This is a genomic window from Companilactobacillus futsaii JCM 17355, from assembly GCF_001435505.1.
Lineage (GTDB): Bacteria > Bacillota > Bacilli > Lactobacillales > Lactobacillaceae > Companilactobacillus > Companilactobacillus futsaii.
Genome location: NZ_AZDO01000139.1, coordinates 25,359 through 41,100 on the forward strand (window position 1 = coordinate 25,359; position 15,742 = coordinate 41,100).

14 protein-coding genes are annotated in these 15,742 nt (G+C 35.5%); all 14 read right to left on the minus strand.

Annotated features, from left to right (window positions below; genetic code table 11):
- Positions 1–58 precede the first annotated feature (58 nt).
- Positions 59–415: a 50S ribosomal protein L20 gene (gene rplT / locus FC88_RS10690; RefSeq protein WP_010019355.1), complete on the minus strand. Its 357-nt coding sequence runs from the start codon at positions 413–415 to the stop codon at positions 59–61.
- 35 nt (positions 416–450) lie between these two features.
- Positions 451–648: a 50S ribosomal protein L35 gene (rpmI, locus tag FC88_RS10695; RefSeq protein ID WP_057815472.1), complete on the minus strand. Its 198-nt coding sequence runs from the start codon at positions 646–648 to the stop codon at positions 451–453.
- 14 nt (positions 649–662) lie between these two features.
- Positions 663–1,196: a translation initiation factor IF-3 gene (gene infC / locus FC88_RS10700; protein WP_057815476.1), complete on the minus strand. Its 534-nt coding sequence runs from the start codon at positions 1,194–1,196 to the stop codon at positions 663–665.
- Positions 1,197–1,426: 230 nt separating this feature from the next.
- Positions 1,427–2,413: a zinc-binding dehydrogenase gene (locus tag FC88_RS10705; protein ID WP_057815481.1), complete on the minus strand. Its 987-nt coding sequence runs from the start codon at positions 2,411–2,413 to the stop codon at positions 1,427–1,429.
- A gap of 57 nt (positions 2,414–2,470) precedes the next feature.
- Positions 2,471–4,438, minus strand: coding sequence for a threonine--tRNA ligase (gene thrS, locus FC88_RS10710; protein WP_057815483.1), 1,968 nt, complete (start codon positions 4,436–4,438; stop codon positions 2,471–2,473).
- A gap of 301 nt (positions 4,439–4,739) precedes the next feature.
- Positions 4,740–5,648, minus strand: a complete 909-nt coding sequence (dnaI, locus tag FC88_RS10715) for a primosomal protein DnaI (RefSeq protein WP_057815486.1) — start codon at positions 5,646–5,648, stop codon at positions 4,740–4,742.
- Position 5,649: 1 nt separating this feature from the next.
- Entirely contained in the window at positions 5,650–7,005 is a 1,356-nt protein-coding gene (locus tag FC88_RS10720; protein WP_057815488.1) for a DnaD domain protein, read from the minus strand.
- A gap of 11 nt (positions 7,006–7,016) precedes the next feature.
- Positions 7,017–7,490: a transcriptional regulator NrdR gene (nrdR, locus tag FC88_RS10725; protein ID WP_057815490.1), complete on the minus strand. Its 474-nt coding sequence runs from the start codon at positions 7,488–7,490 to the stop codon at positions 7,017–7,019.
- Positions 7,491–7,511: 21 nt separating this feature from the next.
- A complete protein-coding gene (gene coaE / locus FC88_RS10730; RefSeq protein WP_057815727.1) occupies positions 7,512–8,105 on the minus strand; it encodes a dephospho-CoA kinase in 594 nt (197 codons plus the stop codon).
- Entirely contained in the window at positions 8,102–8,929 is an 828-nt protein-coding gene (gene mutM / locus FC88_RS10735) for a DNA-formamidopyrimidine glycosylase (protein ID WP_057815492.1), read from the minus strand. The genes coaE and mutM overlap by 4 nt, the downstream gene beginning before the upstream one ends.
- Positions 8,930–8,937: 8 nt before the next feature.
- A complete protein-coding gene (gene polA, locus FC88_RS10740) occupies positions 8,938–11,595 on the minus strand; it encodes a DNA polymerase I (RefSeq protein ID WP_057815494.1) in 2,658 nt (885 codons plus the stop codon).
- 114 nt (positions 11,596–11,709) lie between these two features.
- The gene (locus FC88_RS10745) at positions 11,710–13,113 is read right to left on the minus strand and encodes an MFS transporter (protein WP_420838808.1); all 1,404 of its coding nucleotides are present in this window, start codon (positions 13,111–13,113) and stop codon (positions 11,710–11,712) included.
- Positions 13,114–13,229: 116 nt separating this feature from the next.
- Positions 13,230–14,429 (minus strand): metal-dependent hydrolase family protein, encoded by a 1,200-nt coding sequence (locus FC88_RS10750; RefSeq protein ID WP_057815498.1) that lies wholly within the window; start codon positions 14,427–14,429, stop codon positions 13,230–13,232.
- 15 nt (positions 14,430–14,444) lie between these two features.
- Positions 14,445–15,644, minus strand: a complete 1,200-nt coding sequence (locus FC88_RS10755; RefSeq protein WP_057815500.1) for a metal-dependent hydrolase family protein — start codon at positions 15,642–15,644, stop codon at positions 14,445–14,447.
- Between the last annotated feature and the right edge of the window lie 98 nt (positions 15,645–15,742).

Genomic DNA, 15,742 nt, shown 5'->3' on the forward strand with positions numbered 1-15,742 from the left:
CTCGTCTTCAAATTAGTAAAAAAACGTAATTTGGGTTATCCAAATTACGTTTTTAAAATTAAGCTAAAGCTTTCTTAGCTGTATCTACTAAACTTGTAAATGCTTTTGGATCTTCAATAGCAATTTGGGCCAACATCTTACGGTTAATGTCAACGTTAGCTAATTTCAAACCATGCATTAATTTGCTGTAACTGATTTCGTTCATTCTTGCAGCGGCATTGATTCTAGCAATCCATAACTTACGGAAATCGCGCTTAACTTGGCGACGATCACGGAATGCATAACGGTATGAAACCATGATTTGAGTGTGAGCTGCTTTAAAAGTGATATGTTTTGAACCACGATATCCCTTAGCTAATTTTAAAACTTTCTTACGACGTTTGCGAGTTACTGTTCCACCTTTTACACGTGGCATAATGACTCCTCCTTTTGATTATAAAAAATAATTAATTAGTATGTTGCGAGCATGCGTTTCATACGTTTCAAATCACTTGAGCCTACCATACCTGGTTTAGCTAATTGACGACGTTGTTTCTTAGTCTTACCGTGGAAACGGTGACTTGTATATGCATGGCTTCTCTTCCAACCACCATTAGCAGTGATCTTGAATCTTTTTGCTGATGCGCGGTGTGTCTTTTGTTTAGGCATTGAAAATCCCTCCACTATTTCTTCTTTTTGTTATCTTTTGAGTTAATTGGATCAAGCATTAAGAACATACTACGACCGTCCATTTTTGGCTTAGTTGTTACTGTAGCAACATCCTTAGTCTTATCAGCGACGCGGTCCAAGACTTCCTTACCTATCTCTTTATGAGTAATTGCTCTACCCTTAAAGCGAAGAGAAACTTTGACCTTATCACCCTTAGCCAAAAACTTACGAGCATTATTAAGCTTTGTATTAAAGTCGTTTTCTTCAATAGTAGGGCTTAAACGTACTTCCTTAAGACTAACAGTTTTTTGTTTTTTACGTGCTTCACGATCTTTCTTTTGTAGATCGAACTTATATTTACCATAATCCATAATTCTGGCAACGGGTGGTTTAGCACCTGGCGACATTAGAACTAGGTCCATATTAGCAGCTTCAGCTAAACGTTGTGCTTCAGCCTTGGTTTTAACACCAACTTGATCCCCATTTTCAGAAATCAATCGTACTTCTTTTGCACGTATTTGATCATTTATTAATAAATCTCTTGCTATGAGTAGTCACCTCCGGAGTAATTTGGCCCACAAAAAAAGCGGGCTGCACAAGCATGCCCACTATATTATTTACGCAATCGTATTAACCTAGAGGCGAATGCATAGGTGAGAAGCGGGCGCTTCTGCTTAATCTCAACAGTTATTAACTATACCATAATAATGCCAAGTGTCAATATAACTTGTCAAAATAATATAATTAATTCGTTTTCAACCTTTTTAATATAACACAGTTAATCTAAAACAGCAACAATCTTCCCTTCTGTCTGATGGTCTTTGATCAATTGCAAACCATCAGTAATCTCTTCAAAACTAATTTCTTTAGTAATCAATGGATCAACTACACCTTCAGAGACTAGTTTTACTAATGATTCAGCCATAATTGATAAATCATTAAGCTGGTTAATGTTACCACCATTATGTGCTCCACCTAAATTAACACTCAAGACACTTTGACCTTTGGCAGTTAAATCATAATTGGATAAATCAGGCGTGTTTAAAATATCAACGACTGCTCCATTATAAGCCAATCTCGATAAGTCTTTTTGAACCTCAATACCACCAACTAAATTAATGATTAAGTCTACTCCTACTCCATTAGTTATTTTACTTATCTCTTCTGAAGTATTTTGTTTTTTATAATCAATTACAAAATCGGCACCAATTTTTTTGACAAAATCCACTTTCTTTGTTGAGACAGTCGTAATTACCGTGAGGCCTAAATATTTAGCTAACTGGACGCCAATACTACCGACTCCACCGGCTCCTGCGTGAATCAAAATATTTTTCTTACCAGTTAAATTCATCTTACGAAAAATTGAAGCGTAGGCTGTCAAACCCGAGCAAAGAATTGCTGCTGCCGACTGGTAAGATACATTATCTGGAATTCTAGCTACAATGTTGTATTTAGCTTTAGCATATTCTGCATAAACACCGTTTTTATTTAAATCACTATGGAAGAAAACGCGTTGACCGACTTTAAAATCTTTTGGATTATCAGCGCCTACTTCAACAATTTCCCCCGCCGTATCTAATCCCAAAATATGTGGATCTGTCCAATTACTGGGATGATTTTCAATCAATTTATAATCGACTGGATTTAAACCAACTGCTTTTACTTTAATTAGAATTTCAGCATCATTAGTAGTAGGCTTAGCAACTTGAATTATTTTTGCATCACTAATATTTGTTTTATCTTTAGTAATTGTTAATGCTTTCATTTTTCCTCCAAAAAAAAATGTAAATCCACAATGTGAATTTACATTTTGCTTTATTAATTAGTCTTTGTCAGCTTTGTCGGTAACGTCTTTACGACTATAGTTAGCAATATCAGCAACTACTGAGCTGACGAACATCTTAGCATTTTCTGAAGCTGAATCATCTTCACCATATTTTCTTACTGAAACTGTGGCATTCTTAGATTCTTCATCACCAATAACAACTGTATATGGAATCTTCATTGTTTGGGCATCACGAATCTTGTAACCCATCTTTTCATCACGATCATCAAGTTCGGCACGAATATTCTTAGCACGTAATTCTGAAAGAACTTCGTTAGCATAGTCTGCATGAAGTTTGTTATTAACAGGAATGATACGTACTTGTGTTGGAGCTAACCATGTTGGGAAAGCACCCTTGTAAATTTCAATTAGGTAAGCGATAAATCTTTCCATAGTTGAAACAATACCACGGTGAATCATAACAGGTCTGTGATCTTCTCCATCAGCACCAACATATGTTAATTGGAACTTCTCTGGTTGCATGAAGTCTAGTTGAATAGTTGATAGTGTTTCTTCGTTTCCAAGAGCTGTCTTTGTTTGAACATCAAGCTTTGGGCCGTAGAAAGCAGCTTCACCTTCAGCTTCGTAGTACTTCAAACCAAGATCATCCATAGCAGCTTTAAGCATTGATTGTGATCTGTTCCACATTTCATCATCATCGAAGTACTTTTCAGTATTAGCTGGATCACGATAACTTAGACGGAATGTGTAATCTGTAATATCGAAGTCTTTGTAAACTTCAACCATCAATTGTAGTGTACGTTTGAATTCTTCTTGGATTTGATCAAGTGCAACGAATGTGTGACCATCATTTAGAGTCATTTCACGAACACGTTGTAGTCCTGACAAAGCACCTGATTTTTCATATCTGTGCATCATACCAAGTTCAGCGATACGAAGTGGAAGATCTCTGTATGAACGATTGTGGTGGCTGTAAATTTGGATATGTGAAGGACAATTCATAGGACGTAGCTCAAGCATTTCGCCATCACCCATGTCCATTGGTGGGAACATGTCTTCACGATAGTGTTCCCAGTGACCTGAAGTCTTATAAGCATTCAAGTTCATAAGGATTGGTGTGTAAACGTGTTGATAACCCCAAGCAACTTCTTTGTCGATGATGTATCTTTCAATAACACGACGAATTGTTGCACCATTTGGCATCCAATATGGAAGACCAGCACCAACTTCTGGATCAACGAAGAACAAGTCAAGGTCACGACCGATTGTTCTGTGATCACGTTCTTTAATTTCAGCACGACGCTTAAGGTCAGCTTTTAGTCCATCTTCCTTGTAGAAGGCTGTACCATAAATTCTTTGTAGCATTGGATTACTTGACTTACCTTGCCAATAAGCACCAGCAACTGAAAGCAATTCGAAATGCTTCAAAGCTTTAAGATTTGCAAGTACAGCATCGTAACCGAAGTCAACAAAATCATCTAATTTGTAAACAGGAATTTGAACTGAGTCAATTGCGTTGATCAATGATGACTTGTATGGATCATCCTTGAACATTTCAACTAGTTCTTTTTTGTCCATCATTGATCTTTCAATCTTGTCATTGTCTTTGATGATTTTATTCATCAAAGCAGTGATCTTTGGCAATTCATCAACACTGATTTGACCATCGGCACTATCAGTATCTACAAAGAAACCATCATCGTTTGTATGCTTTTCACCAAAGTGAAGGTCTTTTTTGAAACTCTTAGCAGCAGCACTGAATACCAATGCAGCGGTGTTTCTCAAAACCTTTTGGGCATCTTCTTTATCTTCTGCTGAGATAATTTCGATTTTGCCATCTTGTTTTAATGGACGTTCCAGGTCTACTAGGACATCATTAATTTTACCGGCAACAGCTTTTTTACCTAGAGATGTGCTAATTGATTTAGCAACATCTAAGGTAGTTGTGCCTTCGTCAAACTCCTTAACTGAATCATCTGGGAATGTTAACTTGATTTTTGACATAGACTATTTCCTCCTAAGTATTAGATAACAAAAAAATACGTCCCTGAAGTATATCCATATCAATCGATATGTGCATACTTCAGGGACGTATTCTCTACGCGGTTCCACCCACTTTAAAACTGTATAACAAATAACAGTTTTCTCTCATTTGGTTATAAAGTAACCGACCATTATACAATTTTACGTGAAAGTGGTAACTCCAGTAATGGGTAAGCTTCCAGTAATCGTACCCTCCCTGAATTAGAACCGAAGTGTTATCTTTCATGGCTTTATTGAAACATTTATTTTTCAGAATTGCAAGTTATTTTTCAAATCTTCTGTTAGGACCAGTCACGATAACCTCTCGAGAAAGGTATTTGACTCGCTCCATAATACGTTTTGCCTTGACCGGTTCTTCTTCACCTCGTTGGTTGATAGCAAGGTGTTTTTCAAGTTCTTTCATCGAAAAATTGGAAGAGAAAAATGTTGGCAAGTTTTCCTGCATTCGATACTGCAAAATAACTCCCAAAACTTCATCCCTGATCCAACTAGACATTGAGTCTGCTCCGATGTCATCTAACATTAAAATTTCAGCATCTTTGATTTTATTCACTTTGGCTAAAACACTATTAGTGCCGATTGAATTTTTCATCTCGACTGCAAAAGTTGGAAAATGCATCATCGTCGTATGAACGTCATTCTTGAATAATTCATTAGCGATTGCACCTAATAAATAAGTTTTCCCAACACCAAAATCTCCTGCCAAATACAACCCTGGCACAAAACTATTATGATGCAAATAGTTGTCAATGAAATCTAAAGCCTTACCGAGTGCATCTTGACGACCACTACCACCATAATCATCCAATTTAGCATTTCTAATATCTGATGGCATATCCATCAAAACAAAACCTGTCTCATATTGATCACGTTTTTCTTTATTTTGGGTTCTTTCATTTGGATAGTAAGCTACTTCAATATTGTGATTATTAACGATCAATTTAGGATAATAGCCCTTGGACAATTCACTGGCATGGTTCTTATTATTATAAAATTCATAAATACTAGCAGCGCTAGTTGAAAGAGCATTTGGATTGATTGAATCACTGTTTTCCTTCAGAAACTTCTGCACATCAGGATCCTTTAATGCACCATTAAGTAAACGGCGGTAATCCTCCGTTAAATTTTTTGAATTTAAATATTCTGCCAGTCTGTTTCCTAAATTTTCCATATTATTTATCCTTATTTCTTAATCGTTTTAATCTATCCTGCAATTGAACGCTATTGTTCTGTTTTTGATTTGTCGGAACTTTAGCTTTAACCTTCGACCAATCGGTTGCCTGTTCAACTTTACGATTTTTGTTATTATAGCGCCGTTTGCCACGAGGTTTGTTTTGGAAATCAGTAATTCGTTGCAATGCCTGCTCTGGCGTTTTAACGCCATTTTGTGTCCAGTCGTTAGCTACTGTCTCTAAGAATGGCGTCGATAAAGCCGGTGAACTTTGTAAAATATAATAAACCATAATATTTAAAACAGACGCTGGCAAATATGCTTTCATTGCCATATCTCGCAAAGCTCCAGCTTCAACTTTACCAACAAATCCACCACTCTTTTGCTTCTGGGCTGCCAAAAAGTCAGCCGGGGTCAATTTCTTAGCCTGTTGTAAAAGCAATTGGTCAGAACGATTAAAGTTTTGTGTATCATTACTCTTAGTTTCAACCGTTTCCGGCTGTTGACGTGCTGATATATTGGCATTCTTTTCAAACCGATCTTGAATGGATTTTTTCAAACGATCAGGATCAATTTTATTATTGACGATATCACAAGTTTTACCGATAAAATCAATGATCGTCATTTCATCGATACCGTAAAAAGCATGGAGATTGATTATCAAGTCCTGATTTTCCAACAAATTATCCGGACTAATCTTGAATGATTGCTCGATTCGATCAGAAATCAATTCCCAATCAAGCGGTTGGATATCATTTTCATTCAACACTGGTTTTTGGGTCTTAGCAGTCTTCGAGAACTCACTACGAATATTTTCTACATCGGTAGGCGTATTGATCAAATCATCGTTATTCAATTTGAAAACTTCCAAAAAATCTTTAGTGATCTCATCAGAATTTTGCAAGATTCGTTCTGAATGACTGTACTTATCAGCCAATAAACGATATTTCTTATCACCGATTTGCTCATATAGAAAAATACTCAATAAATCATCTTTAAAAAAATCATCTGGTGATAAAGGTTCAAACAATTGATAGACGTAGTATGGTCCTAACTCATCTTTTTTTCTAAAAGTACGAATCAGTCCTAAAGCCTCACCTTTGATACGCGCTTCATAAAATCTTTTTAAGTCAATACTCAATAAACTCAACAATTCTGCATGTGGTTTACGTTGAGTGACCAATTCTTTATTAGGCAATTTTTCCCACAACAAAAGATACAGACTAAATGCTTCTGTACCTAAAATTGGTAAATATAAATCCGTTAAAATGTGACGATCCTCATCATTGAGGCGTCCGCTAGGTAGGCACCAATATCCCACTAAGGGTGTAAAACTATCGGATGAATTATTAGACACAAGCCCACCCCTTATTTCTTATCAATATTTTTTCCGTTTGCCATCATTTCTTGAACTTCTTTCATGAAACTGTTCATATCTTTAAATTCACGATAGACACTGGCAAAACGAATATAAGTAACATCGTCAACTTTGGCTAAAATTTTCATGACATGTTCACCAATCAATTGTGAGCGCACTTCACTTTCACCAGTTGATCTAATTTCATTCTCAACTTTATCGACGATACCATTCATTTGATCCATCGTGACTGGACGTTTTTCGGCTGCACGGACGATTCCTCGCAATAACTTCTCGCGACTGAATTCTTCACGATTACCATTTTTCTTGATTACTAATAATGGTGCTTTCTCTAGTCTTTCAAATGTTGTAAATCTAGTGCCGCAAAATTCACATTCACGACGTCTTCTAATAGCACGCCCTTCATCACTGGGACGGCTGTCGATTACTTTTGATGAATCATGATGACAATGTGGACAAATCAAAATTCTAACCTCTTTTCCAAATCAAAGTTGCGATATCAACTTATCAAACTCATCTGCTAAATGCGTCAAATCACCTGAATTATCAATCACAAAATCAGCCCGATCTCTTTTCTCTGACATCGGCATTTGTGAATTGATACGATTGAGAGCAACTTCTCTGGTCAAATTATTTCTATTCATTAATCGTTTTAACTGTACTTCTTCATTAACGTAAATAGTTATTATACCGTCAAAATACTGTTGATATCCACCTTCAAATAACAATGGTATTTCAAAAATGGAAATAATATTTTCATCTGAAGTTTTAGTATCAGCAATAATCTTTAAAATTCTTTTCTTTATCAAGGGTCTAGTAATGTTATTCAGTTTTTGTAGTTGCTCACTATTTGAAAAGACTATCTTGGCTAACTTTTGACGATTTAACGTTTGATCAACATTCAATACTTCTTGGCCAAATGTTGCAACTATTTGCTTTAACCCAATACTACCAATCTCAACTACTTGGCGAGCAATTTGGTCAGCATCGTAAACTTTGTAACCATAAGTTTTGAAAAAATCTAAGATAGTTGACTTTCCAGCAGCGATCCCACCAGTTAATCCATATATTTTACTCATTTGATTACTTGACACTTTGGGCAAAAATGCGTACCACGACCACCAACTTTAATCTTTTTAATTTCAGTTCCGCATCTTGGGCAAGGTGTTCCCTCTTTACCATAAACTTTCAAACTATTTTGCATATTACCTTTGTGACCGTTGGCGTCAATGTAAGAACGAACTGTCGAACCACCAGCTTGAATCGCCTGTTGCATCTCTTTATTAGAAACCTCAACGATATTTTGAATATCTTTATCCGTTAAGTGATTAGCCGGTGTTTCTGGATGAATTTTCACTTTCCACAAAACTTCATCAACATAAATATTCCCTAAACCACTCATAACTGACTGATCCAATAAAACAGTCTTAATATCTTTACGATGACGGATAACTCTAGACTTTAAATTTTGGAAAGTAAAATCTTTTGACAGAGGTTCTGGTCCAAGTTTTTGAATCGATTTATTATTACTTAAATCATCAGTATTCCAAAGCTGCATCCGACCAAATTTTCGAACATCATTATAAATCATTTTTTGACCATTATCTAACGTAAAAATAGCATGAGAATGCTTATCAATAGCACTAGGATCATTAGAAATCTTGTAACGACCTTCCATTCGCAAATGACTAATTATCGTGTAACCATTATCTAAATCTATCAATAAGAATTTAGCTCGACGCCCAATATCAGTAATCGTCGCTCCAGTCACAAATTCAATGAATTGATCGACATCCCCAGTTATTAACTTTGGATAACGAATTTCAACATGAGTAATTTTTTTACCCTTGACCTGAGAAATCAGACCTCGTCTAACTGTTTCCACTTCTGGCATTTCTGGCATTTTATCACCTATTTCGCTTCATACCAAGTCTTGCCGTGAGCAGTCTCCACTTTCAAAGGAACATCAAGTTTGACCGCTGAATCCATCACGCTTGGTACTAATTTTTCAAGAGTTTCAATTTCAGCTTTTGGTGCTTCAAAAATCATTTCATCGTGTACTTGTAACAAAAGGTTAGCTTGCAATTTTTCTTTTTCTAGCATCTTTTGCATATTGATCATGGCTACTTTAATAATATCTGCAGCACTACCTTGAATTGGTGTATTCATCGCCGTTCTTTGAGCAAAGTTTCTGATATTAAAATTACGAGAATGAATATCTGGCAAATAACGACGACGATGCATAATAGTTTCTACGTAGCCATTTTCACGAGCATATCTAACGATATCATCCATATACTTTTTAACGCCAGGATATTGTTCAAAGTATGAGGCAATAAATTCGGCTGCTTTCTTACGACTGATACCAATATTTTGTGACAAGCCATAGTCACTGATTCCATAAACGATACCAAAATTAGTAGCCTTAGCTTGTCGACGCATATTAGGTGTCACTTCATCGGTACTATCAAGTCCAAAAATTCTCATAGCTGTATGAGCATGAATATCATAGTCTTCATTAAAGGCTTCTTGCATGTGTTCATCACCAGAAATATGTGCTAAAACACGCAACTCAACTTGTGAATAATCAGCTGAAAAGATTTCCCAATCCTCATGTTGTGGTACAAAAGCTTTTCTAATCTGTTTTCCTTCATCGATTCTAATTGGAATATTTTGCAAATTAGGTTCGATTGATGATAAACGTCCCGTTTGGGTCAAAGTCTGCAAATAGATTGTATGAATCTTGTTATCTGGTTGAACAAATTTTTGTAGCCCAACGACATAAGTTGATTGAATCTTAGAAATTTGACGATAATCAAGCACTTTTTGAACTACTGGTGATTTATCTTTTAATTTTTCTAAAACATCCACTGAAGTTGAATAACCAGTCTTAGTCTTTTTAATAACTGGTAGTTTCAAATCTTCAAATAAGACGACCCCCAATTGTTTAGGTGAATTAATGTTGAATTTTTTACCAGCTTCTTGGTAAATTTCTTGTTCAATCTTGGCCAAACGTGTAGCAAAGGTATTTTCCATCTCTTTTAACTTTGAGACCTCAACCGTAATACCTTTAATTTCCATTTCTGCCAAAACAATCGACAATGGCAATTCAATTTCATCATATAGACTATCTTGATCATTTTCTTTTAGTTCAGACATCATTTTATCTTTTAAGGAATTAATTACTTGAGCTTTTTGAGCCAAGAAATTCAACAAGACTTTATCATCTTCTGGAACAGCCTTTTTGACACCTTTCCCATAAAATTCTTCTTCAGTGGGCAAATTAATATCATAGTTTTTGGCAACTAGACCAATATCTTGTTTGTTGTCATTAGTATCTAGCAAATAGGCCACTAACAACATATCAAAGGTAACACCACTTAATTTACAGCCATAGCGGGTCAATTGAGCAATCGTTGCTTTATTATCAAATAAGTATTTTTCCTTAGAGCCATCAGCTAACCAATCTTTTAATAGCGGATTTTCTAAGATTGAAAAATCAGTCGTACCATAATAATTTTTGTCATCAGAAATCAGTAGCCCAATAATTGGTGACGTATGATAATTTTCGCCAAAGCCTTCCACTATCAAAGTATGAATTTTGTCACTATTAGCGATTTTTTCAACAGCGGCATCATTTAATTCCAAAACTTTAATATCAGCTAGTTTTTCGGCTGTATCTTCTTGAGGAATATCCATTCTACTCAAAAAAGTCTTGAAATTCATTTTTTGATAAAATTGCATCAATTGTTCCTGATTATCACCACGATATTCAAGGTCTGCTAATCGCAATTCGACTGGAGCATCTAAATCAATCGTAGCCAACTTTTTACTCAAGAAAGCTTTGTCTTTATCATTGATCAAATGCTCTTTTAACTTGCTCTTTTTCATTTCATCGACGTGTTCATAAATGCCTTCAACACTGCCATATTGGTTGAGCAACTTAATAGCGGTCTTCTCACCGACTTTTTCTACACCTGGATAGTGATCAGAATTATCACCCATTAAGCCTTTCATATCAATGATCTGCTTAGGCGTGATACCTAATTTTTCTTGAACGTGTTCGGGTGTATAACTTTCTGTTTCAGTCACACCTTTGACATTGACTTTAACGGTTACTTTATCGGTCGCCAACTGTGTCAAGTCACGATCACCTGTAATAATCGTCACATCCATGCCGTCTAGTTCAGCTTTGTGCGACATAGTTCCGATAATATCATCAGCTTCATAATCGGGTAATTCATAAGTCTTGATACCACGATAGTTCAACATCTCTTGAATTAAAGGCAATTGTTCCATTAGCTCTTGAGGAGTCTTTGCCCGGGTACCCTTATATTCATCAAACATTTTGGTCCTAAAAGTTGTTTTACCGGCATCAAAAGCTACCAAGGCATGAGTTGGCTTTTCATCTTTTAGAATTAATTCCAACATGTTGTTGAAGGCATATAAAGCATTTGTATGGATACCTTCGCCGTTAACGAATTTTTCTAAAACATTATGCATTGCAAAGAATGCTCGAAATGAAACACTGTTTCCATCTATTAAAAGTAATTTTTTATTTTTTGACATATATTCTCCAATAAAACCGAAATTAACTATCTCTATTTTAACAAATACAGAGTTGTTGTAACAGTTTACGAACAACTAAAAAAGTCCTGATTCATTTCAAAGGACTTTGATTAATTAATTTTCTTTTTCATAACGATAATAGACATAAATCACTGATACCAAAACGCATAATGACAATACTGTTAACAAGACAAAATCTGTTTTTGTTCCTAAAACTGTATTTAGTACTTCATTCTTAGTACCACTAGTTAAAGCTACCGCAGAAATAACGACTGACAACACATTTGTCCCAAGAGAACCAGCGTATTGTTGCATCATACTAAACAAGGAATTTTGATCAGATTTTTTGCGTCCCTGAACTTGCATACTCCCATCAGACAACGATGGTCCAAAGCCAAAGTTGAAACCTAATCTAACTACAATATAAATCAAAGTTATGCTCAATAACGTAAGTTTTTCACTCTGAAACCAAAACAATAATGATCCACTCGTCAAAAGGACTCCACTGATCATCAAAGGAAAAGTAGCACCTTTTTTATCATACAAATGACCGGCGATAGGACCTACGATTGCTCCCAAAAGTGAACCTGGCAAAAGCATCAATCCAGCTTGAGCGGAATCTAGTTTTAGAGCTGTTTGAGCAAAAATTGGCAAAACAAAAGATAATCCAATATTGATAAATTGTAAACTGAAATAACCAAACAATCTTAATCTTAAAACTGGTAATTTCAAAATTGAAAAGTCAATCAATTGTCTTTGACTCTTTTGATTATAGCGAGCAAAAATGACAACGATAATTGCCGAAATAATTACCCACAATAGGAATCGGCTCGATAGCCATCCATGACTACCCGCTTGATCAAAAGTAAATAGAATAAATGAAAAAACAATTGCTAAACCAATAACGCTTAAGTAATCAAAGGAAATTCCTTCTGTACCATAAGCTTTGCCCCGAATGGTAAACCAACCAATAACGAATAAAATAATAATTAATGGAAAAACTCCAACAAAAATTTCTCTCCAAGTCCACAAACGATTGATAATACCACCATATGTTGGACCAAGTGCAGGAGCTAATGAAATAACAACTCCCGCTAAACCTGTGTATAGACCTAGTTTTGTAGGTGGAATTTCTTCAAAAATCAAATTAAACATTAATGGTGTCGACAATCCAGTTGCCACTGCTTGAAGCAATCTACCAGCCATCAAAATCGGAAAATTAGGTGCCATAAAGCAAACTAAGGAGCCAACTAAACAAAGCGCTGCCGCAAAAATAAAAATTTTCAAAGGATGAAATTTCTTTAATACGTATGCGGTCGTACTCATAACAATCGTAGTCAACAATAAATAACCTGTCGTTAACCATTGAACCGTACCTAAAGAAACATTCAATTCCTTCGTTAATGTTGGAAAAGTGACATTCATTGAAGTTTCAATTAAAATTCCTGTAAATGACAATAACCCAACTGCTAATATCGATAATTTTACTCGTGTTGATACAGAATCTTCCAAACCAATACCTCTTCTCAAACCGTAAAAAAAGCTATGACAATCTGCTCTGTCATAGCCTTTACTTGGTTTATTTATGTTGTTTATTATAAACAAATCAACTTATTATTTCTAGGGAAATAGATTTATTTTACCAAAACACCTTTTTTATAGATTGATTTGTCAGGTTGAGAAACTGATTTTATATCTTCCAACGGATTATTATCTAAGACTAAAAAGTCGGCCATCTTATCAACCTCTAAACTACCATAATTATCAGTAATCCCTAACAATTCGGCAGCATATTGGGTTGTACCTAATAAGGCTTGATATGGACTAACTCCTAAACCAACAATTAATTCTAATTCGTCGGTAGTTCCTGTTTCAAAACTGTTAAATGGAGTTCCGGCATCTGTTCCAACGACTACTTTAACGCCCTTCTTTAAAGCCATCCCTACATTCTGGAAGAAATCCCTTTTGACAAGATCATTCTTTTTAATCATGTAGTCTGGAATCTTACCAACACCATACTTATCAATACCTGCACAAGCATTCAAGGTCGGTACTAAAAAGACATTATGTTCTTTCATAAAATCAGCTTGCTTTTCATCAACATAAATTCCGTGTTCAATTGAATCTACCCCAGCGTCCAAAGAAATTTGAATACCATTATTTCCTTGAGCATGAGAAGCAACTGTCATGTGTTTAGTATGCGCTTCTTGCACTGCTACATGAATTTCTTTTTCGGTAAGTTCAGTATCATCCACTTGGTCAGTTGATGACATAACACCACCGGTAGCCATGACCTTAATATTTTTTGCCCCCATCTTGAACTCTTGACGAACTGCTTTTCTCATTTCATCTGGGGAATCAACTAGATGCCCCCAAGTAACATTACCATCTAAACCTTCTTTAAAGTCACCATGTCCACCGGTCATTGTCATTGGACGTCCAGAAGCAACAATCTCAGTTCCTCCTAATTGACCTGCTTCTTGAAGTCTCTTTAACTTAATATCAACATCAAAAGGACAACCGCAATCTCTAATATAGGTGACACCGGCGTGCAATAAAGTATCCAAATTTTTCAGAGCTGTAAATGTAACTTCAGCTTCTGATAAAAATTCAAGTTTATTTGTTTGAGGATTCATCATAATGTGAGTATGCGCATTTATTAAACCCGGCATCACATATTTTCCATGTAAATCAATTTTTTTGCTATCGTCTTCTGGGACACCTGTACCTTTAGCAACGATTTTCCCCTCATCGTCAACTGTTAAATAACTATCTTCATATATTTTATTATCAATACCATTAAATAAATTTAAATGGATGAATGTTTTTGTCATATTTAAAAATCCTTTCTAAAATGCCTTTACGCCTTTTTTGTATACCTCTTTATCGACTTGTTGAACTGCTTTTACATCTGCAACAGGATCATTATCAAGAACCAAAAAGTCAGCTACTTTACCAACTTCCAAAGTTCCATACTCGTCATCGATTCCCATCAATTTGGCACTATTGACTGATGCTGATAGAGCTTGTTCATTTGTGGCACCGACTGTAGTCAACAATTCTAATTCTTTTGCTGTATCCTTGAATCCATTGAATGGTGTTCCAGCATCAGTTCCAAGAGTCAATTTAACTCCAGCTTTAACGCAAGCACCAATTCTTTCGTAAAAATCTTTAATAAATGCATTGGCTTTATCAAGCATATATTGTGGCAATTTCCCTTCACCATATTCTGGAATCGTATACGCTGCAATCAAAGTTGGTGAAACATAAATTCCTTTTTTCAATACTTGTTCGATATCTTCATCGGTAATGTAAGAAGCATGTTCAATTGAATCAACTCCAGCAACAACGGCGTTATGAATTCCATTAGCACCTTCAGCATGAGCAGCTACAGTCATATGCTTTGAATGTGCTTCTTCAACAGCAGTTGCTATTTCTTCCTCCGTTAATTCTGTGTCATCGATTTGATCAGTTGCTGACATAACACCACCAGTAGCCATGACCTTAATATTTTTTGCTCCCAATTTGAATTCTCTTCTAACCGCTTTTCTCATTTCATCTTGAGAATCAACCAAATTACCCCAAGTGGTTTCTCCGTCTAGTCCTTCAGTAAAATCACCATGTCCACCTGTCATACTCATGGGACGTCCAGAAGGCATGATTTCGGTTCCATCCAATTGTCCCTCATTTTGTAAACGACTTAATTTAATATCAACATCAAAAGCACACCCACAATCTCTCACATATGTAACCCCAGACTTCAATAGTTCCTTCAAGTTTTTCAATGCAGTAAATGTTACTTCTGCTTCTGAAAGGTAGTTCAATTTATTAGTTTGTGGATTCATCATAATGTGTGTATGAGCATTTACCAATCCAGGCATTACATACTTATTCTTTAAATCGACCGCATTCTCCATATCAGGTGATTCTTTAAATCCCAATTTTGCAATCTTACCCGATTCATTATCAACAACGAACCAAGCATCTTCTTGAATCTTAAATTCATTTCCATCAAATAATTTGAAATTTTTATATAAAGTTTGCGTCATAGCAATGCCTCCTAAAGATTAATGACCAAATTCTAAGATTGATTCTAATAATTGTCAATATTTTGATTAAAATATCTAATAATATTCTTAGCTGTATT

Excerpts from the sequence above, each read along its gene's own strand:
- rplT (WP_010019355.1), bottom strand. The coding sequence starts at position 415 with ATGCCACGTGTAAAAGGTGGAACAGTAACTCGCAAACGTCGTAAGAAA.
- rpmI (WP_057815472.1), bottom strand. The coding sequence starts at position 648 with ATGCCTAAACAAAAGACACACCGCGCATCAGCAAAAAGATTCAAGATC.
- FC88_RS10705 (WP_057815481.1), bottom strand. The coding sequence starts at position 2,413 with ATGAAAGCATTAACAATTACTAAAGATAAAACAAATATTAGTGATGCA.
- thrS (WP_057815483.1), bottom strand. The coding sequence starts at position 4,438 with ATGTCAAAAATCAAGTTAACATTCCCAGATGATTCAGTTAAGGAGTTT.
- dnaI (WP_057815486.1), bottom strand. The coding sequence starts at position 5,648 with ATGGAAAATTTAGGAAACAGACTGGCAGAATATTTAAATTCAAAAAAT.
- coaE (WP_057815727.1), bottom strand. The coding sequence starts at position 8,105 with ATGAGTAAAATATATGGATTAACTGGTGGGATCGCTGCTGGAAAGTCA.
- mutM (WP_057815492.1), bottom strand. The coding sequence starts at position 8,929 with ATGCCAGAAATGCCAGAAGTGGAAACAGTTAGACGAGGTCTGATTTCT.
- polA (WP_057815494.1), bottom strand. The coding sequence starts at position 11,595 with ATGTCAAAAAATAAAAAATTACTTTTAATAGATGGAAACAGTGTTTCA.
- FC88_RS10750 (WP_057815498.1), bottom strand. The coding sequence starts at position 14,429 with ATGACAAAAACATTCATCCATTTAAATTTATTTAATGGTATTGATAAT.
- FC88_RS10755 (WP_057815500.1), bottom strand. The coding sequence starts at position 15,644 with ATGACGCAAACTTTATATAAAAATTTCAAATTATTTGATGGAAATGAA.